This window comes from Nonomuraea guangzhouensis (assembly GCF_019396345.1).
In the GTDB taxonomy this organism is placed as follows: Bacteria; Actinomycetota; Actinomycetes; order Streptosporangiales; family Streptosporangiaceae; genus Nonomuraea; species Nonomuraea guangzhouensis.
Genome location: NZ_JAHKRM010000003.1, coordinates 280,823 through 298,848 on the forward strand (window position 1 = coordinate 280,823; position 18,026 = coordinate 298,848).

Consider the following 18,026-nt stretch of genomic DNA (forward strand, 5'->3'; position numbering starts at 1 on the left):
GTCAGATCACGTAACTGACTGCCATATTGTCCAGGGGTCGAGGGCTATGTCACGCTGCGGCGTGGGCCCTGAGCCCGGCCTTTCGCCATACCTTGAACAGGCGCCTGGCCGAGCCGCCTATCGGGCCGACCGCCTCGTAGAGCACCTCGCGCGAGACGGGCTCGGCCGTTTCCACGGCGGTCACCGCGTCGTCCGCGCTGCTGATCGTGTGCGTGCAGACGCTCAGCAGGTAGTCGGGGATCTGCAGGCGCGGGTCCGTGCAGCCGACCAGCGGGACACCTACTGCGGCGACGACCGGGAAAACGGTCCCGGGGATGCCGATGGCGGCTTCGGCCCGTGCCGACGCCTGGACCGACGGGACCGCGCTGATCTCGTACCGTTCCCACAGCGAGCGGTCCTCGCGCGGGTGCAGCCCGACCAGGATGTGCTTGCCGGCCGCCGCGAGGCGTTCCGCCGCGGCGAGCAGCAGGTCCGTGCCGGGTGCGGAACCGCCGGTGCTACTGGATTTGGTCACGCTGGTGAGCACCAGTACGGTGCCCGCTTCCGGAACATGCCGGGGCAGGTCGTCGGTCTGCGGCGTGCCCACGACCGTGATCGGGCGGCGCGTGCCCAGGTAGTCGTCGAACACCTTCGCCTCGGCGGGCGACGAGGCGGTGATCGCCCGTAGCCGCTCGCGGAACTCCTTCGCGCGGGGCGCCTCGACGGGCAACTGGTAGGCCAGCGAGCTCGCGATCAGCGGCAGGTGGCGCAGCCGCGCGGCGCAGTCGGCGGGCCAGTCCCCGGCGCCGGTCACCACGAGCAGATCGCCTCGCGGGTTCTCGTCAGGTGTCGCGACCGGGACTGGATCACCTGGCTTTATCCCTGATCGGTCGGGCACGAGCTGCACGACCTCCCATCCCAGGCGCCGCGCCTCGGGCAGCAGCGGTGCCGCGTGATAGGTGCCCCACGGTTCGTTCGTGGCGATCAGTACCCGGGTCGGTCGAGCCGCTGCCTGGGCGGCGGTACCGCCCAGCACGGTGAGCCCGACTCCGGACAGCGCGCCGGCGAGCAGGGACCGCCGGGACAGGTCATTGAATCCCATGGTCTCGGAATCTATGGGGCGGTTGTGAACGGAGGTGGTCATTGAGGAGAACGGAGCGCCGGGCGTGCGCCGGGCCGAGATAGCTTTTATCGTCGAAGGAGCAGGAAGGCGAGGAACGGGTGGCGGGAGCGGAGCGGCCCAGCGCGATCGGGCAGGCGCTGCTGGCGATCAGTGACCAGTGGACCTTGCTGATCCTGCAGCGGTCCTTCCTCCTGCACGTCCGGCGCTTCGCCGACTGGCGGGACGAGCTGGGCATGTCCGAGTCGGTGCTGGCCAACCGGCTCAAGGAGCTGGTCGCGGGGGAGCTGCTGCGGCCGGTCCCCTACCGTGAGCAAGGCCGCACCCGCACCGAATACCTCCTGACCGAGCGCGCGGTCGAGCTGTGGCCGATGCTGGTGGAGATCTGGTCATGGGAACGCAGGTGGGTGCCGCGCCGCCAGGGGCTGCCGGAGTTGACGCACGACGTCTGCGGCAACCGTACCGACGTGGAGCTGGGCTGTGCGAGCTGCGGCCGGGCGCCGGTCGCCGCCCGTGACACCGAGTCCGTACGGGGCGCGGCCACCTTCGCCCAGGTGACGGTGCCGCGCCATCACCGCAGGACCGTCCGCGGCGAGGGCGATCCGCTGTCCTACCTCCCCGAGACGTTCGAGCTGCTGGGCGACCGCTGGAGCACGGTGATCCTCGCGGCCGCCTTCCTCGGCATCCGGCGCTTCGCCGACTTCCAGGCGGAGCTCGGCGTGGCCCCGTCGGTGTTGTCCAACCGGCTGCGTCTCTTCACGGAGCTGGGCGTGCTCGCCGTGGAGGAGCCCGGGACGCGGCCCCGGTACCGGCTGACCGACAAGGGCATGGACTTCTTCGGGGTCTTCGCGTTCATCGTCGACTGGGCGCAGACCTGGTACACCGGCCCGCCGGACACCGACCTGCGTGTCACCCATCGCGCGTGCGGGCAGCCGTTCCGCCCGTGTCTACGGTGCCGGTCGTGTGGGCAGGCGCTCAGCCGTACGGAGGTGCACTTCGTCATCCCCAAGCGGGTCACAGCTTCAACTCCCTCTTGAGCACCTTGCCGACGGGGTTCCGGGGTAGCGCTTCGACGATCTCCAGCCGCTCCGGGAGCTTGTACGAGGCGATGCCCTTGTCCCTGAGGAAGGAGACGACCGAGTCGAGGTCGATCTCTCCGTTGGGGACCACGACCGCGCAGACCCGCTCGCCGAGCACGTCGTCGGGGTAGCCGGCGACCGCCGCCTCGGCGACCGCGGGGTGCCCGGCGAGTAGGGCTTCCAGCTCTGCGGGGGCGATGTTCATGCCGCCGCGGATGATGATGTCCCTGGCGCGGTCGACATAGCGCAGGTACTGGCCCTGGTCGCCGGCGATCTCGAAGAGGTCGCCGGTCCTGAGATAGCCGTCCTCGTCGAACGGGTCCGTCTCGGCCGTGCCGGGCAGGTAGCCCGCGAACACCGTGGGGCCGGTCAGCCGCAGCTCGCCGGGGATCCCCGGCTCGGTGATCTCCTTCCCGTCCGGAGCGACCAGCCTGGTGCGCACCGGGTCGAGCAACTCCGGCGCCCCCGGCGCTCCTGGGCGCGGGAAGAAGCGGGCGCGTACCTCCGGGTCGGGCATGTGCGCGGGGTCCGACAGCAGGGCGATGCCCTCGTTGGAGCCGAAGAAGTTGATGATCGCGATGCCGTGCCGGTCCTGCCAGCCGCGCACCATCGGCGGCGGCAGCGGGACGGAGCCCGAGCCGATGCGGGTGAGCGAGGAGATGTCGGCCTTGGCGAGGATCGCCTCCTGGTGCAGCAGCAGGGTGAGCAGTGCGGGCGGGGCCAGGGTGTAGGTGACCCGCTCGGCCGCGATCTGGGCCAGGTAGGTGGGCAGGTCGAAGGGGTGGTGCTGGACGAGCACCGCGCCGACCCGCAGCCACGGCAGGAAGACGCCGCCGATCCCGGCCATGTTCACCATCGGGAACGGGTTGAGGATCACGTCCTGGCCGGTGAGCGCGGGTGCGGCGGTGCAGATCGCCTCGACCGCGAGCCAGTCGTAGTGGCACCTCGGCACGCCCTTGGGAGTGGCCTCGGTGCCGGAGGTCCAGCAGATCGTCACCCGCTCGGCGGGATCGGCCACCCGCCACGGTGCTTCGGCGCCGGTCACGTCCTCCAGATCGCCCGGCCACGACAGCGTGGGCGTGCCTTCCGGTGCTCTGGACTCCTGGCCGGTGATGAGCAGCCGGGCGCCGGACAGGGGTAGTAGCTGGGCCAGCTCGTACGCGCGGTACTGCACGGGGAAGGGCGTGACGGTCGCGCCGAGCCGGACGATCGCCAGGAGGCTCACCGCAAGTTCGACGCTGTTGGGCAGCTGTACGGCAACCACGTCGCCGGGGCCGATCCCCCGCTCGTGCAGCAGGCCGGCGACCCGGTCCACCTCCGAGCCGAGCTGTCCCCAGGTCAGCCGCTTGATCGGACCGACGAGCTTGTCGAGCGGGTCCACGATCGCCGTGTCGTCGGGCTTGGCCGCCACCTGCGTCCTGAGGAGCTGGTCAATCGTGTCACCGGTCCACCAGCCCTTGGCGGTGTAGCGGGCGATCCGGTCGGCGGAATGCGTCATCGCGACTCCCGTGGGGGTGATGGCCCCAAGAATACGCCGTCAATTGACTCCTGACTTCGCTTATCGTAGCTTTCAGATATGGCCGAAAGTATCGTGATGGTGGATGAATCCGGCGAGTTAAACCCGTACCTGCTGGGCGTCTACGCACCGGTCCAGGACGAGGTCACCGCGGACGAGCTCACGGTGATCGGGCAGATTCCCGCGGACCTCAACGGCGTCTACCTGCGCAACGGGCCCAACGCCCGCTTCCCGGTCAGGGGGCGCTACCACTGGTTCGACGGCGACGGCATGGTCCACGCCATGCATTTCGAGAACGGCCGGGCCCGCTACCGCAACCGCTGGGTGCGTACCAGGGCGTTCGAGGCCGAGTCCGCCGCCGGGCGGTCGCTCTGGACCGGTGTGATGGAGAACCCGAAGGGCAACCCGTTCGGCAACGCGCGCGGCCTGCCGTTCAAGGACACGGCCAACACTGATGTGATTTTCCATCGGGGCAAGGTGCTGGCCTCGTGGTATCTGTGCGGCGCGCCGTACAGTCTGGACCCGCTCTCACTGGAGACGCTCGGCGTCGACACCTTCCTCGACACGCTCAACGGTGACTTCATGGCGCATCCCAAGGTGGACGAGCGCACCGGTGAGCTGTTCTGGTTCGACTACGGGCCGCGCCCGCCGTACCTGCGCTACGGCGTGGTCGGACCCGGCGGCGCCGTGGAGCACTGCGTGGAGCTGGACCTTCCGGGGGCGCGGCTGCCGCACGACATGGCGATCACGCGGGACCACGCGATCCTCATGGATCTGCCGCTGTACCAGGACCTCGACGCCGCCCGGCAGGGGCGCTACAAGCTGACCTTCGACCGGGAGCTGCCCGCGCGCTTCGGCGTGATCCCGCGGCGGGGCCGGGCGATTCGCTGGTTCGAGGCGAAGCCGTGCTACATCTACCACGTCGTCAACGCCTGGGAGGAGGGCGATGAGATCATCCTGGACGTCTGCCGGGTCTCGCGCCCGACGCCGTCCACGACCGGCTCGCCGCTGGCGCGGATGATCTCCTATCTCAAGCTCGACGCGCGGATGTACCGCTACCGCTTCGACCTGCGGACGGGACGCACGTCGGAGGGGTACGTGGACGCCGACCAGAACACCGAGTTCCCCTCGATCGACGCCCGCTCCACCGGATACCCCACGCGGTACGCCTACAACGTCACCGTGGCCGACGCCGAGACCAACCTCTTCGACGGCCTGGTCCGCTACGACAACGTCACCGGCGCCAAGGAGACCTACCGCTACGGCCCCGGCCGATACGGCAGCGAGGCGCCGTTCGCCCCGCGCGACGGCTCGACCGCCGAGGACGACGGCTACCTGGTCAGCTTCGTCACCGACGAGCGGGAGGGCCGCTCCGAGGTGCAGGTCCTGCACGCCGCCCGGCTCTCGGAGGGGCCGATCGCCCGCGTGCTGCTGCCCCGGCGGGTCCCGCTCGGCTTCCACGCCACCTGGGTACGGGCGGAGCAACTGCGGTGAACCCCTCGCTCAGCGTGTCTCTTGGGTTGTGGCAGGACCGCCCCGCGGAGGAGGCCCTGCTGACGGCCCGGGTCGCTGACGAGCTGGGCTATCCGTCCCTGTGGATCGGGGAGATGGCCACGTACGACGCCTTCGCCCTGGCCACCGCCATCGGGCTGGCCACCACGCGGATCCGGCTCACGATCGGGCCGCTGGCGGTGGCCGTACGCGATCCGATGATGATCGCGATGGGCGCGGCCTCGGTCGCCGGGCTGACCGGGCGGCAGGTGGACGTCGCCGTGGGCACCTCCAGCCCGCTCGTCGTGGAGGGGTGGCACGGGCGTTCGCGCGCTCGATCCGCGACCGCGTTGCGGGAGGCCGTCGAGGCCCTCCGCCCGTTGCTGGACGGCGAGCGCTCCGGCTTCGCCGGATCGTCCGTGGCGAGCACCGGCTACCGGCTCCGCCTGCCCGCCCCGCGCTCGCGGCTGTCCGTCGCGGCCTTCGGGCCGTCGGCCGTCCGGACCGCCGCCATGGCCGACCGGATGGTGCTCAACCTGATCACGCCCGCCTCGGCCGCGCGACTGGTCGCCCAGGTGCGTGCGGTGAACCCGGCCACCCCCGTGACCGCCTGGGTCACCGCCGCTGTGGATCCCGACCGCGAGGCCATCGATCGGATCCGCCGGGCCGTCGTCGGGTACCTGCCCGCTCCGGGGTACGGCGATATGTTCGCCGAGGCCGGCTTCGCCGACGTCGTCGCATTCGCCCGCACCCGGCCGCATCCCCGGGAACTGCTCGCCGCCGTGCCCGACGAACTGGCCGCCTCGGTCTCGCTGCTCGGCGATGTGGATACGGTCGGCGCGCGGTTGTCCGCGTACGCCGAGGCTGGGGTGGATGAGGTGGCTTTGGTACCGGTGAGCACGGACCGCGACCCCGGCGGCGCGGCCACGCTCAAGGCTTTGGACGTGGCATTACGCTGACTTCGGTGCAGCCTTCCAGCCCGCCCTAGCGGACCTTCACGGTCGCCTGGGGCAGCGACTCCTTGCGAGCGGCGGGCGTGCCGACGACCACCGACACACTGTTGCCGGACACCTGGGCGGCGGCGTTCCCGTCCAGCGTGACCTTGGCGCCCTTGGTCTTGACCTTGAGCAACATCCGGGTGGGCGTGCAGAACAGAATCACCCCGCTCTCTCCCACCATGGCCACGACAGCGGGCTCGGCCGGGCCCGCGAAACCCTCCTCAGCGGTGGTCGTGGTGCTGTACTCGTCGAGCGGCCACGTCGAGGGGTCGCGCAGCACCCGGTCGTCAGCTTGCGCCGAGCAGGGCGAGAGCCACCAGAGCCGCTGATGTCCTCATGACGATCACTGTAATGTTCCGCTCTCTGCCCGGGATGTCATCCTTTTCCAGAAGGCACGTGTTCAGCGCACGATTACACAGGACGGGGAGCCTGCTTACCGCGTCCAACACCACGCGGTCATTCAGCGGCCCGTGGAGCTTGATGACACCCTGGCCGGATCGGCCGACACCCGCGCACATGCCGCTGACGTGCTCGGTGACGTAGATCCCCAGGACCACCAGATCCGGATCTTCGCGAACTCGTAGGCGGACGTCGGGCTGGTCGCTGGTGCAGGAGCCGTAGTCGTAGCTGACCAGCAGGGTGCGTTCGTCGAGCACCTCGAAGTCTCTGACGGGGCCTGCCAAGTGGTCCCCGACGGCGGCTTCGACTGTACCGACCGCTTTCTGATCGACCGCGACGCGGTCGATCGGGCCGGGCAGGTTCGAGAAGTACAGTCGCCACGCGGGCACGGTCGCCATGCCGCGTAGGGTGCTCAGCCGCATCCTCGTGTAGATGGCGCTGGTCAGCTTGTACGCCTCGCCGTCAGGGAAGGTGTATTCATGAGGCCAGGGCGACAAAGCCAGCAGTGCCTCTCGCGGTGTGACCACGGGGACCCGCATCGTGGACCCGTCGTCCCACTGGACCTGCGCGTCGGCCGGCGGAGCGGGGAGCGGGCCGGCCACCACCCAGCCGTACTCCTCATCTTTCTCGATCTGCTTGAGCACCTTCGGCGGTATCGCGCTCAGGTCCTCGATCGGGACGAAACCCTTGCGCCAGATCTCCCCGGCACCGCTGGTCCGCCAGGTCCCGACGGCTTGGGCGGCGTGGTCTTCGAACGTACGCGGTTCGAACGGGAGTTGGCTGCCGTCGAATAGCAGCATCGCCGCCAGGAGTGTCGTGACTAATCGCAGCATTTGGCGATCTTGACAGGATGCCGCTTCCGACACCGCATCTAGGCGAGCGCGCCGGGCTCTTCTATGTTCGGTCTGACCGTACGCCCTCCCAGGGAGATGTTCACCGTGAAGAGACTTCTCGAAGGAACCCCGTTACGTGCCGGTGTCGTCGCGGCCCTCGCGCTGGCTGGTGGACTGGTGGCCGCTGCCCCCGCCGCCGCGGTCGGCGAGCGGGCCGTCGTCGCGGTGGTGCGGACGGATGCTGCGGCGCGTCCGGGCAACGGCAAGATTCTTTACCACCGGCTCGGTGGCGGGCTGGGCACTCTCAAGATCAAGAACGGCACCTCCAGGGACGGGGTCGTCACGCTGGTCAAGGGCAAGGCCAAGGCGGTCAGCATCTACGTTCGCGCCAGGTCCACCGCCAGCGTCAAGGACGTCAGGGACGGGACGTACCGGGTCTTCTTCACCACCGGCTCCCGGTTCAGCACGTCGAAGGGCAGGTTCGGCCGGAACGCCGTGTACCAGCGGTTCAACGATCGGCTGAAGTTCAGCACGACCGCTACCTCGACGAGCATCTGGACCCTGACCCTCAACCCGGTCAAGGGAGGAAACGCGCGGACCAGCTCCATCAATCCGAAGGATTTCCCAGCTTGACCGGGGGCGAAGGGCCTCAGCTCACCGGCAGCTTGCCCGAGGCGACCACGTCGCGGTACCAGTACGCGCTGTCCTTCCAGGTGCGCTCCATCGTGTCGTGGTCCACACGGACGATGCCGAACCGCTTGGCGTAGCCGTGCGCCCACTCGAAGTTGTCCATCAGCGACCACACGAAGTACCCACGCACGTCGGCCCCGCCGGCGATCGCCTCGGTGACGGCCGTCAGGTGGCGGTGCAGGTAGTCGATGCGCCGTTCGTCCCTGATCCGGCCGTCATCGCCGACGACGTCGGCGAACGCGGCGCCGTTCTCGGTGATCATCATGGGCAGGCCGGGGTGGTCGCGGTGCAGGCGCAGGAGCAGCTCGGTCAGGCCGGTCTCGTCGATGTTCCAGCCCATCTCGGTGTACGGGCCGGGCTGGCGGACGAACTCGATGTCCTCGCAGGCGATCCACGGGGAGGCGGCGCCGTCGGCGTGGCCGTCCGCGGTCTCCCGCGAACTGACCCCGTCCCACTGGCGTACCAGGACGGGGTTGTAGTAGTTGACGCCGAGCAGGTCCAGCGGCGCGCACGCGGCGGCCTCGTCGCCGTCGCGGACGAACGACCAGTCGGTCACCGAGGCGGTGTCGGCGATGAGGTCGCTCGGGTAGGCGCCCTGCAGCATCGGGCCGAGGAAGGCCCGGTTGGCCAGCCCGTCCGCGCGCCGCACCGCGTCGGCGTCGCGCTCGGACACGCCGCGTACGTGGTGCAGGTTGAGCGTGACCGACATCCGCGCGGCCGGGTCGGCGACCGAGCGCAGGGCCTGGACGGCCAGGCCGTGGCCGAGGTTCAGGTGGTGCACGGCGGCCAGGGCGGCCGCGGGGTCGGTCCTGGCCGGCGCGTGTACGCCGGAGGCGTAGCCGAGGTAGGCCGAGCACCACGGCTCGTTCAGGGTGATCCAGGTGTGGACGCGGTCGCCGAGCGCCTCGCCCATGAGCTTGGCGTAGTCGGCGAAGCGCAGCGCGGTGTCGCGGTGCGGCCAGCCGCCCGCGTCCTCCAGCTCCTGCGGCAGGTCCCAGTGGTAGAGGGTGGCCACCGGGGCGATGTTCCTGGCCAGCAGCCCGTCGACCAGGCGCGCGTAGAAGTCGAGGCCGGGCCGGTTGACGGCCCCGCGACCGCCGGGCTGCACGCGCGGCCAGGAGATGGAGAACCGGTAGGCGCCGACGCCCAGGCCGGCCAGGAGGTCGAGGTCCTCCTCCAGGCGGTGGTAGTGGTCGCAGGCCAGGTCGCCGGTGTCGCCGTTGGTCACCAGACCGGGCGTGTGGGAGAAGGTGTCCCAGATGGAGGGGCCGCGGCCGTCCTCGTCCCAGGCGCCTTCGACCTGGTAGGCGGCGGTGGCGGTGCCCCACAGGAAGTTCTCGGGGAAGGTGGGCATGGTCACTCCTTCGAGCTGAGGGTGATCTCGATGTGGTCGGTGTCGGCGGCCGCGGTGCCGTGGGCGCCCGCGTACCGCAGGTTCCAGGGGGCGGGCGCGCCCTGGACGCGGCGGGCGTGGACGCGGTCGCCCGAGCGGGTCACCTCGAACACGGCCCCGGCGCCGCCGTCCATGGCGGGCACGGTAACGGTACGGGACGCGCCGTCGGCGAGCTGGTAGGCGGTCAGGGTGACGCCGTCGGCGTAGTCGTAGTCGGGCCGGTCCGCGCGGGCGCCCGTCGCCAGCACCGCTCCCGGCCGTACCAGCAGCGGCAGGCTGTCGAACCCGTGCCGCTCGGTACGCCACCCGGGCCCGGTGACGGTCTCGCCGTCGTCGAGCAGCCGCGTCCACCCCCCGTCAGGGACGTAATAGGAAATTTCCCCATCCGCCGACAGCACCGGGGCCACCAGCAGATCCGGCCCGAGCATGTACTGGGCGTCCAGGTGGTCGCAGGCCCGGTCGCCGGGGAACTCCAGGTGCATCGCCCGCATCATCGGCAATCCCTCATGAACGGCCTGGACCGCGACACCGTACAGATAGGGCATCAGCCGCAGCTTCAGCTCGGTGAAGGAGCGCAGCACGTCGACCGACTCCTCGTCGAACAGCCACGGCACCCGATACGACCCGCTCCCGTGCAACCGGCTGTGCGACGACAGCAGCCCGAACGCCACCCACCGCTTGAAGACCGCCGGATCCGGCCGCCCCTCGAACCCGCCGATGTCGTGGCTCCAGAACCCGAACCCGGCCAGGCCCAGCGACAACCCGCCGCGCAGGCTCTCCGCCATCGCCTCGAACGTCGACTCGCAGTCGCCGCCCCAGTGCACCGGCAGCCGCTGCCCGCCGACCGTGGCCGCCCGCGCGAACAGCACGGCCTCGCCCGCGCCGCGCCGCTCGGCCAGTACGTCGTGCACGGTCTGGTTGTAGAGCAGGCTGTAGTAGTTGTGCATCCGCTCGGGGTCCGAGCCGTCGGCCCAGACCACGTCGGTGGGGATGCGCTCCCCGAAGTCGGTCTTGAACGCGTCCACCCCCAGGTCGAGCAGCCCGCGCAGCTTGTCCGCGTACCATTCGCGGGCGGCCGGGGAGGTGAAGTCCACCACCGCCCGCCCCGCCTGCCAGTGGTCGTCCTGCCAGACGCGGCCGTCCGGGCGGCGCAGCAGGAGACCGGCCGCCGCCCCCTCGTCGAACAGCGCGGACGCCTGCCCGATGTACGGATTGAGCCACAGGCAGACCCGCAGCCCGCGCTCCTTGAGCCGGGCGATCATCCCCGCCGGGTCCGGAAACACCTCGGGATCCCACTCGAAGTCACACCATCGGAACTGCCGCATCCAGAAGCAGTCGAAATGGAACACACTCAGCGGCAGCCCCCGCTCGGCCATCCCGTCCACGAACGACGCCACGGTGGCCTCGTCGTAGTCGGTCGTGAACGACGTGGACAGCCACAGCCCGAACGACCACGCGGGCGGCAGCGCCGACCGGCCGGTCAGCGCCGTGTAGCGGCGCAGGATCTCGGCGGGCGTCGGCCCGTGGATGATCAGATACTCCAGGTCGTGGCCCTCGGTGCTGAACTGCACCCGCGACACCGTCTCCGACCCGACCTCGAACGAGACCCGCCCGGGATGGTTGACGAACACCCCGTAACCGCGGTTGGTCAGGTAGAAGGGGATGTTCTTGTAGGCCATCTCGCTGCTGGTGCCGCCGTCGTCGTTCCAGATGTCGACCGACTGCCCGTTGCGCACCAGCGCGCCGAACCGCTCGCCCAGCCCGTACACCAGCTCCCCGGCGCTCAGCCGCAGCTGCTCGACCATGAAGTGCCGTTCGTCGGCATCGTGCATGACGCCCAGGCTCTTGCCGGCGCTGCGGGTCAGCTCCCGGCCGTCCGCGCTGAAGGACATCTCCCACGGCAGGTCCCTGCGCACCTTGACGGTCAGGGCGCCGCTGGTCAGGCTCGCCTCCTCGCCGTCCACGGTGACCTTCACCGCAGGCGCCTCGTCCCGTACCTCGAAAACCGGTGCGGCCGGTACGGACCCGGCGAAGTGCACCGTACGGACCCTGATCACGTCCGGCATGGGGGACGACAGGTCCACCCGCAGGACCGGCCCGTCGATGGTGTTGCCGCGACGGGTGATCGGCCGGGTCGGCGCGAGCACCCGCAGCGAGGCGGCGTCCGCGGTCACGTCGTGGGCCGCGGTGGCGTAGTCGCCCCGCACCCCGGGACGCATCCGCCAATAGCCGTCTTTGAACTTCATCACAATCCTTCGTGAGTCGGGTGGTCAGCCCTTGACGCTGCCGGCCACGAGATCGAGCCGCCAGAACCGCTGCAGGAACAGGAACAGCGCGATGATCGGGATGATCGACAGCAGCGAGCCGCTGATCACCAGGCTGTACAGGGCCGGCTGCGAGGCACCCCGGTTGAGCAGCGAGTAGAGCCCCACGGTGAGCGGGAAGCGGTCGTCGTTCGCCAACATGATGTACGGCAGCAGAAAGTTGTTCCAGATGCCGATGAACTGCAACAGGAACACCGTCACCAGCCCCGGCGTCATGATCGGCACACCGACCGACCACAACAGCCGGAACTCACCCGCCCCGTCCACCCGGCCGGCCTCCAGGATCTCGTCCGGCACGGCCGCGGCGGCGTAGATGCGGCACAGGTAGATGCTGTACGGGCTGATGACGCTGGGCAGGATGACCGACCAGTAGGTGCCGACCAGCCCCATGTCCGACAGCAGGAGATACTGCGGGATGGCCAGGGTGATCTGCGGCACCAGCACCCCGGCCAGCAGCGCCCCGAAGATCAGCCGCTGCCCGGCGAAGCGGAACTTGGCCAGGGCGTACCCGCACGCGGCCGACACGACCACGGTCAGGAAGGCGCCGCCGCCGGCGTAGATGAGGCTGTTGAGCATCCACAGCCAGAACCGCCCGTTGCCGTACGCGCTCAGCGCGGCGATGTTGCCGGTGAAGCCGCCGTTGAAGCTGGGCCAGCCGGAGAACGTGGTGAACAGTTCCTCCGGGCCCTTCGTCGCCGCGATCACCACCCACAGCAGGGGCAGCAGGGCGTACACGCCGCCGAGCGCCAGGATCAGCGTGGGCACGATCTTGGTGCGCGCTCTCATCGATCGCTCCTCGCGCTACGGGTCCTGAGGACGGCCAGCGCGGCCAGTGACAGCAGCACCGTCGCGCCGGCCAGCAGCACCGAACTGGCCGCGCCCAGGTAGATGTCGTTGTCCACGAACGCCTGCTGGTAGATCCGCATCAGCGGCACCCAGTCCTGGCTGATGGCGTTGGTCATCGGCCGCAGCGTGGCCGGTTCGCTGAAGACCTGCAGCATGCCGATCAGCGTGAAGACCGAGGTCATGGTGAGCGCCGGGCGCAGGAGCGGCACCTTGATCCGCAGCGCGATCCGCCACTCGCTGGCGCCGTCGAGGCGGGCGGCCTCGTACAGCTCCTTGGGGATGGCCCGCAGCGTGGTGTAGAGCACCACCATGTTGAACCCGACCGAGCCCCACACGGCGATGTTGGCCACCGAGAAGAAGATCGACACGTCACCGAAGAAGTCCGCGGCCGGCAGGCCGGCCCCCTTCAGGGCGGCGCTGATCGGGCTGACCGCCGGAAGATAGATGAACCCCCACAGCAGGCTGGCGATGACGCCCGGCACCGCGTACGGCAGGAAGATCGTGATCCTCGAGGCGCGCTTGCCCCCGACCCTGGGCGCGTCCAGCAGCAGTGCGAACAGCAGGGCCAGGCCCATGGTGGCGGGCACCATGATCACGCCGTAGCCGAGCATGCGCTGCATCGCCTCGTACAGCGCCGAGTCCCCGATCGCCTCCAGGTAGTTCTCCAGGCCGATGAACACCTCGGTCCGGATGCCGAACCCGGCGCCCCGCACCCGCATGGCGTGCAGACTCAGCCAGATGGCGTACCCGATCGGGATGACGATGAAGACCGTGAACAGGATGACGGCCGGCGCCGCCATCAGGTAGGGCGCGCGCTTCTGCTTTCCGGTCATCCGCCGACGACCTGGTAGCCCTGCTTCTTCAGGTCGGCGACGCTCGCCTGCTGCACCTTCGTGGCCACGGCCGCGAGGTCGGCCTTGTTCTTGACCGCCGTCGGCAGCTGGTCCTCGAACTGGCCGTAGGTGACGTTGGTGTTCGGCCCCCAGCTGTCGAAGCCGCGCGCCGTCTTCGAGATCTTCGAGGCGGACTCGTAGTAGTCGGGCTGACCGGTCATGTACGCGGGCGCGGCGTCGAGCCCGCCGGAGGTCTGGCCGAGCGTGGCGGCCGGGTAGAGGCCGATCTCGACGAGCACCTTCAGCGCCTCGGGGTCGGTGCTCAGCCATCTGGCGAACTTCGCCGCCGGCGCCTTCTGCTTGGAGGTCGCGCTGACCGCGGTGGACGAGCCGCCCCAGAAGCCGGTGACGTTCTCGCCCGCGCTCCACTGCGGCAGCGGGGCCATCTTCCACTTGCCCTTGCTGGAGGGGGCGACGCCCGCCAGGACGCCGGAGCCCCAGACCGCGCTGGGCCAGGCGATGATGGTGCCATCGTTCATCTGGCTGTTCCACTGCGGCGTGTACATCGGGTCGCCGAGCACCGCGCCCGAGTTGACCAGCCCGCCCCAGAAGCTCAGCACCTTGCGGGTGGCCGGGTCGTCGATGGCGACCTTCCACGCCTCCTTCTGGTTGGACCACCAGTTGGCCCCGGCCTGCTGGGCGAACCCGGCCACCCAGCCGGCGTCGCCGGGCGAGAACGTGGTCAGGTAGCGCTTGGGGTCCTTCTGCCGGACCGTCTCGGCGAGCGCGCCGAACTCCTCCCAGGTCTTCGGCACCGCGAGGCCCAGCCTCTCGAACAGGTCCGCGCGGTAGAAGAGCATCATCGGGCCGACGTCCGCGGGAATCGCGTAGGTGGCGCCGCCGAAGGAGGTCAGGTTCCAGGTGCCCTCGGGGAAGGCGGACTTGACCGGGGTGATCGAGTTGGTCAGGTCCTGAAGGGCGTTGTTGGTGATCAGGGTCGGCAGCGACTGGTACTCCGCCTGCAGGACGTCGGGCGCGTTGCCCGCCTTGACCGCCGTCAGGAACTTGGCGATCAGCTCGTCGCTGGCGGCCTGCCCGCTGAGGGTGACCTGCTGGTTGGGGTTCTTCTTGTTCCAGAGGTCGACGACGCGCTGGATGTTCTCCGCCCAGCTCCAGAAGACCAGGGAGGCCGCGGCGTTCTCGTCCCCGGCGATGGGGGAGGGAGCCGGGGCGGTGGCGTCGGAGCCGGAGTCGTCGGTGCTGCCGCAACCGGCCAGGAGCAGCGTGGCGGCCGACGAGGCGAGGAACGTTCTTCTACGCAAGGGGATCTCCAAACGGTGGTTGAACTCGGGGGCGCAGCGCGGCGACCGCACGCGGCGTGAGCGTGACGTGGCCCGTCGCGGGGGATCCGGTCAGCAGGTCATCGGCCGCGTGGGGGATCGGCAGCCGTACGGTGGCGGTGCCGTGGTTGAGCAGGAACAGGACGTCGCCGCGGCGGACCGCCTCGACGCCCGGCGGCAGGTCGGGCAGCTCCCCGCGCACGCCGGCGTCGGCCAGCAGCCGCCCGGCCAGCGCGCCGAGCGCGACCGGCTCGGGCATGGTCGCCACGTACCAGGCGACGCCCTGCCCGGCGCGGTGCCGCAGCACGGCGGGGTACCCGGCGAGGTCACCTTCGGTGAACTCGGCCACCGTCTCGGCGCCCTCCGCGGCGATCAGCTCGGTCCAGGTGTGCGCGGTGAACTCGGCGCCGCCGGTCCATGCGTGCGCGGCGGGCTCGCCGCCGCCGGTCCACTGGCAGCGCACGGGCCGGTCCTCGGGCGCGGGCAGCCACTCCTCGCCGGACGCGCCGAGCACCTCACGCAGCGGCGCGGGGAACCGCCCGGTCCGTACGTGCGCCCGCGGGTCCACGATCCCGGAGAACGGCCCGACCATCAGCACACCGCCGCCGTGCACGTACGCGGTCAACGCGGCGGCGTCCTGATCGCTGATGAGGTAGAGGTTCGGCACCACAACCAGCGGGTAACCGCTCAGCTCGGCCGAAGGCGGCACCAGATCCACGCTCACACCGCGTTCCCAGAACGGCAGGTAGTAGCTCAGGAGCTGGTCCGGTGCGTTGAGGCGGTCGCTGGGCCGGCCGCGCTCCTCCAGCGCCCACCAACTCGCCCAGTCGAACACCATCGCCACCCGCGCCGGCACCGGCTCGCCCGCCACGGGGGCGAGCTCGCGCAGCTCCTGGCCGTGCGCGCGGACCTCGGCGTGCAGGCGCGTGTCCGGGCCCGCGTGCGGCACCATCGCGGCGTGGAAGCGCTCGGCGCCGAAGCGCGAGGCCCGCCACTGGAAGTAGCAGAGCCCGTCGGCGCCGCGGGCCACCGCCTGCAGCGATTCGAGCCGGAACTGCCCCGGCGGCTTGGGCAGGTTGTGCGGGCGCCAGTTGACGCCGTTCGTGGCCTGCTCCATCAGCAGCCAGGGCCGTCCCTGGCCGAGCCCGCGCATCAGGTCGTGCGTGAGCGCGGTCCGCGCGGGGGAGAGCGGGTCCGCCGGGTCGGGGTAGCAGTCGTTGGAGACGATGTCCTCTTCGCCGGCCCACGACCAGTAGTCCACCGGCTTGAACAGGCCCATGAAGTTCGTGGTGACCGGCGTGCCGGGGGTGCGCTCGCGCAGGATGTCGCGTTCGGCCTGGTAGTGGGCGAGGAGCGCGTCGGAGCAGAAGCGCTGCCAGTCGAGCTGCTGCGTGGGATTGATCATGTACGGGGCGCGGCGCGGGGGGATGATCTCGGCCCAGTCGCTGTAGCGCTGGCTCCAGAACGTGGTGCCCCATGCCTCGTTGAGCGTGTCCAGGTCGCCGTGGCGGGCCTGGAGCCAGGTGCGGAAGGCCGCCGCCGACTCGTCGCAGTGGCAGATCTGGCCGTACTCGTTGCCCACGTGCCACAGGGCCAGGGTGGGGTGGCCGGCGTACCGGTCGGCTAAGTCGGTCACGATCGCCAGCGCCCGCTCCCGGTAGACCGGCGACGACGGGCAGAACTGGTTGCGCGAGCCGTACCAGAGGCGGTGCCCCGACTCGTCGACCGGCAGCGTCTCCGGCCAGCGGTGTCCCAGCCACGGCGGCGGCGAGGCGGTCGGCGTGGCCAGGTCGACCGCGATCTCGGCCGCGCCGAGCAGGTCGAGGACCCGGTCCAGCCAGCCGAAGTCCCGCGCGCCCGGCTCCGGCTCGATCCGTGCCCAGCTGAACACGCCGACGGTGACCAGGTTGACCCCGGCCGCCTTCATCAGCTCGACGTCCTCGGTCCAGACCTCCTCCGGCCACTGCTCGGGGTTGTAGTCCCCGCCGAACAGCAGGCCGCGCCCGTCGGTCAGCGTGTGCGTCCCCAGCCTCATACCGTTCTCCCTTCGCGTGGTGGTGCGGAGCTGTCGCCGATCACCAGGCGGCAGGGCACGAGCCGCTGCTGTGGCGGGGCGTCGCCCCGCAGCCGGTCGATGAGCATCCGCGCGCCGAGCCGGCCCAGCTCGGCGCTGGGCGGCTCCAGCGTGGTGAGCCTGGGGTGGAACATCTCGGCGACGCGCGCCGACGACAGCACCAGCAGCAGCGTCAGGTCCTCCGGGATCCGCCAGCCGCGTGCCGCCACGGCGGCGATCACGCCGACCGCCGCGTGATCGTCCATGACGGCCAGCGCCGTCACGTCGGGATGCGCGGCGACCAGCTCCTCGAACGCCTGCCTGCCCTCCTCGGCAGAGCCGGGGCGGAAGTCGTCCACGTAATCGATCCCGGCCGCGCGGGCGGCCCCGGCGAACTCGATCTCGGCCCGGATCGCGGGCCCATACTGGGCCGCGTACGTGTCGGTCGACAGGTTGAAGAAGGCCAGCTTGCGATGCCCCAGCCCGGCCACGTGCGCCACGGCGTCCCTCGCCGTCGCCGCGAAGTCGATGTCGGCGTAGTCGATCGAGCCGGGCTCGCGGGTCCGCCCTATCATGCTGAACGCCACCCCGGCCGCCGACAGGAACTCCGGCCGCTCGTCGTCGAGGCCCACCTCCATCAGCAGTACGCCGTCCACCAGCCCCAGGCCGGTGAGGTGGCGCAGCTCCTCGATCGGGTCCGCGTTCTCGGGGGAGAGCAGCAGGTGATAGCCCAGCTCGCTGGCCGCCTCGGCGGCGCCGGTCGCGAACTGCATCTCGGTGAGCCCGAACCCGCTGCGCGGCGCCGGGAACAGCAGCGCCAGGATGCGCGTCCGCTTGCTCTGCAGGCCCCGGGCCAGCAGGTTCGGGCGGTAGCCGAGCTCGGCCGCGGCCTGCTCGATGCGCCGCTTGGTCGCCGCCGCCACCGGGCGGGTGCCGTTGAGCGCGGCGGAGACGGTGCTGACCGCCACCTGTGCCCGTTCGGCCACGTCACGCAACTTGGACATACCCACTCCGGCCCTGTGCGAGGCCGCCGATGACCGGCCTGTACGGTTGTCGAAACGTTTCGCACAACCTAGGGTCCGTTTTACGGAGATGTCAATATCGTTAAATCTGCCGTCCTAAATACGGCCTG

Annotated in this window: 15 protein-coding genes; 4 read left to right on the forward strand and 11 right to left on the reverse strand. The window is 70.4% G+C overall.

Features of this window, described 5'->3' with window-relative positions; genetic code table 11:
* Positions 1 to 49 precede the first annotated feature (49 nt).
* A complete protein-coding gene (locus tag KME78_RS07155) occupies positions 50 to 1,081 on the reverse strand; it encodes a hypothetical protein (protein WP_219527969.1) in 1,032 nt (343 codons plus the stop codon).
* A 119-nt stretch (positions 1,082 to 1,200) separates the two neighbouring features.
* Here KME78_RS07155 and KME78_RS07160 point away from each other — a divergent pair, with 119 nt between their 5' ends.
* Complete coding sequence (locus KME78_RS07160) at positions 1,201 to 2,136, forward strand: winged helix-turn-helix transcriptional regulator (protein WP_219527970.1); 936 nt, start codon at positions 1,201 to 1,203, stop codon at positions 2,134 to 2,136.
* Here KME78_RS07160 and KME78_RS07165 read toward each other — a convergent pair.
* A complete protein-coding gene (locus KME78_RS07165; RefSeq protein WP_219527971.1) occupies positions 2,114 to 3,676 on the reverse strand; it encodes a class I adenylate-forming enzyme family protein in 1,563 nt (520 codons plus the stop codon). The genes KME78_RS07160 and KME78_RS07165 overlap by 23 nt on opposite strands.
* A gap of 78 nt (positions 3,677 to 3,754) precedes the next feature.
* Here KME78_RS07165 and KME78_RS07170 point away from each other — a divergent pair, with 78 nt between their 5' ends.
* A complete protein-coding gene (locus tag KME78_RS07170) occupies positions 3,755 to 5,188 on the forward strand; it encodes a carotenoid oxygenase family protein (protein WP_219527972.1) in 1,434 nt (477 codons plus the stop codon).
* Complete coding sequence (locus KME78_RS07175; protein ID WP_219527973.1) at positions 5,185 to 6,144, forward strand: LLM class F420-dependent oxidoreductase; 960 nt, start codon at positions 5,185 to 5,187, stop codon at positions 6,142 to 6,144. The genes KME78_RS07170 and KME78_RS07175 overlap by 4 nt, the downstream gene beginning before the upstream one ends.
* Positions 6,145 to 6,169: 25 nt before the next feature.
* Here KME78_RS07175 and KME78_RS07180 read toward each other — a convergent pair whose 3' ends face one another.
* Entirely contained in the window at positions 6,170 to 6,463 is a 294-nt protein-coding gene (locus KME78_RS07180) for a hypothetical protein (RefSeq protein ID WP_219527974.1), read from the reverse strand.
* Positions 6,464 to 6,470: 7 nt separating this feature from the next.
* Entirely contained in the window at positions 6,471 to 7,415 is a 945-nt protein-coding gene (locus KME78_RS07185) for a hypothetical protein (RefSeq protein WP_219527975.1), read from the reverse strand.
* 105 nt (positions 7,416 to 7,520) lie between these two features.
* On the opposite strand from KME78_RS07185, the gene KME78_RS07190 reads away from it, so the two are divergent.
* Positions 7,521 to 8,048 carry a hypothetical protein gene (locus tag KME78_RS07190; RefSeq protein WP_219527976.1) on the forward strand — a complete coding sequence of 176 codons (528 nt, stop codon included), beginning with the start codon at positions 7,521 to 7,523 and terminating at the stop codon, positions 8,046 to 8,048.
* Between the two features lie 16 nt (positions 8,049 to 8,064).
* On the opposite strand, the gene KME78_RS07195 is transcribed toward KME78_RS07190, so the two are convergent.
* Genes KME78_RS07195 through KME78_RS07225 form a run of 7 tightly spaced genes read right to left on the reverse strand, consistent with a single transcriptional unit; the run spans position 8,065 to position 17,898 of the window.
* On the reverse strand, positions 8,065 to 9,459 hold the full coding sequence (locus tag KME78_RS07195; protein WP_219527977.1) for a GH1 family beta-glucosidase: 1,395 nt from the start codon (positions 9,457 to 9,459) through the stop codon (positions 8,065 to 8,067).
* 2 nt (positions 9,460 to 9,461) lie between these two features.
* The gene (gene yicI / locus KME78_RS07200) at positions 9,462 to 11,744 is read right to left on the reverse strand and encodes an alpha-xylosidase (RefSeq protein WP_219527978.1); all 2,283 of its coding nucleotides are present in this window, start codon (positions 11,742 to 11,744) and stop codon (positions 9,462 to 9,464) included.
* Between the two features lie 24 nt (positions 11,745 to 11,768).
* On the reverse strand, positions 11,769 to 12,608 hold the full coding sequence (locus tag KME78_RS07205; protein WP_219527979.1) for a carbohydrate ABC transporter permease: 840 nt from the start codon (positions 12,606 to 12,608) through the stop codon (positions 11,769 to 11,771).
* The gene (locus KME78_RS07210; RefSeq protein ID WP_219527980.1) at positions 12,605 to 13,501 is read right to left on the reverse strand and encodes a carbohydrate ABC transporter permease; all 897 of its coding nucleotides are present in this window, start codon (positions 13,499 to 13,501) and stop codon (positions 12,605 to 12,607) included. The genes KME78_RS07205 and KME78_RS07210 overlap by 4 nt, the downstream gene beginning before the upstream one ends.
* On the reverse strand, positions 13,498 to 14,823 hold the full coding sequence (locus KME78_RS07215; protein ID WP_219527981.1) for an ABC transporter substrate-binding protein: 1,326 nt from the start codon (positions 14,821 to 14,823) through the stop codon (positions 13,498 to 13,500). Before KME78_RS07215 ends, KME78_RS07210 begins: the two co-directional genes overlap by 4 nt.
* Positions 14,816 to 16,876: a beta-galactosidase gene (locus KME78_RS07220; protein WP_219527982.1), complete on the reverse strand. Its 2,061-nt coding sequence runs from the start codon at positions 16,874 to 16,876 to the stop codon at positions 14,816 to 14,818. Before KME78_RS07220 ends, KME78_RS07215 begins: the two co-directional genes overlap by 8 nt.
* The gene (locus KME78_RS07225; protein ID WP_219527983.1) at positions 16,873 to 17,898 is read right to left on the reverse strand and encodes a LacI family DNA-binding transcriptional regulator; all 1,026 of its coding nucleotides are present in this window, start codon (positions 17,896 to 17,898) and stop codon (positions 16,873 to 16,875) included. The genes KME78_RS07220 and KME78_RS07225 overlap by 4 nt, the downstream gene beginning before the upstream one ends.
* Positions 17,899 to 18,026: the final 128 nt, after the last annotated feature.

Coding starts and splice junctions, on each gene's coding strand:
- KME78_RS07195 (WP_219527977.1), bottom strand. CDS start 9,459: ATGCCCACCTTCCCCGAGAACTTCCTGTGGGGCACCGCCACCGCCGCC.
- KME78_RS07185 (WP_219527975.1), bottom strand. CDS start 7,415: ATGCTGCGATTAGTCACGACACTCCTGGCGGCGATGCTGCTATTCGAC.
- KME78_RS07205 (WP_219527979.1), bottom strand. CDS start 12,608: ATGAGAGCGCGCACCAAGATCGTGCCCACGCTGATCCTGGCGCTCGGC.
- KME78_RS07155 (WP_219527969.1), bottom strand. CDS start 1,081: ATGGGATTCAATGACCTGTCCCGGCGGTCCCTGCTCGCCGGCGCGCTG.
- KME78_RS07220 (WP_219527982.1), bottom strand. CDS start 16,876: ATGAGGCTGGGGACGCACACGCTGACCGACGGGCGCGGCCTGCTGTTC.
- KME78_RS07170 (WP_219527972.1), top strand. CDS start 3,755: ATGGCCGAAAGTATCGTGATGGTGGATGAATCCGGCGAGTTAAACCCG.
- KME78_RS07225 (WP_219527983.1), bottom strand. CDS start 17,898: ATGTCCAAGTTGCGTGACGTGGCCGAACGGGCACAGGTGGCGGTCAGC.
- KME78_RS07165 (WP_219527971.1), bottom strand. CDS start 3,676: ATGACGCATTCCGCCGACCGGATCGCCCGCTACACCGCCAAGGGCTGG.
- yicI (WP_219527978.1), bottom strand. CDS start 11,744: ATGAAGTTCAAAGACGGCTATTGGCGGATGCGTCCCGGGGTGCGGGGC.
- KME78_RS07210 (WP_219527980.1), bottom strand. CDS start 13,501: ATGACCGGAAAGCAGAAGCGCGCGCCCTACCTGATGGCGGCGCCGGCC.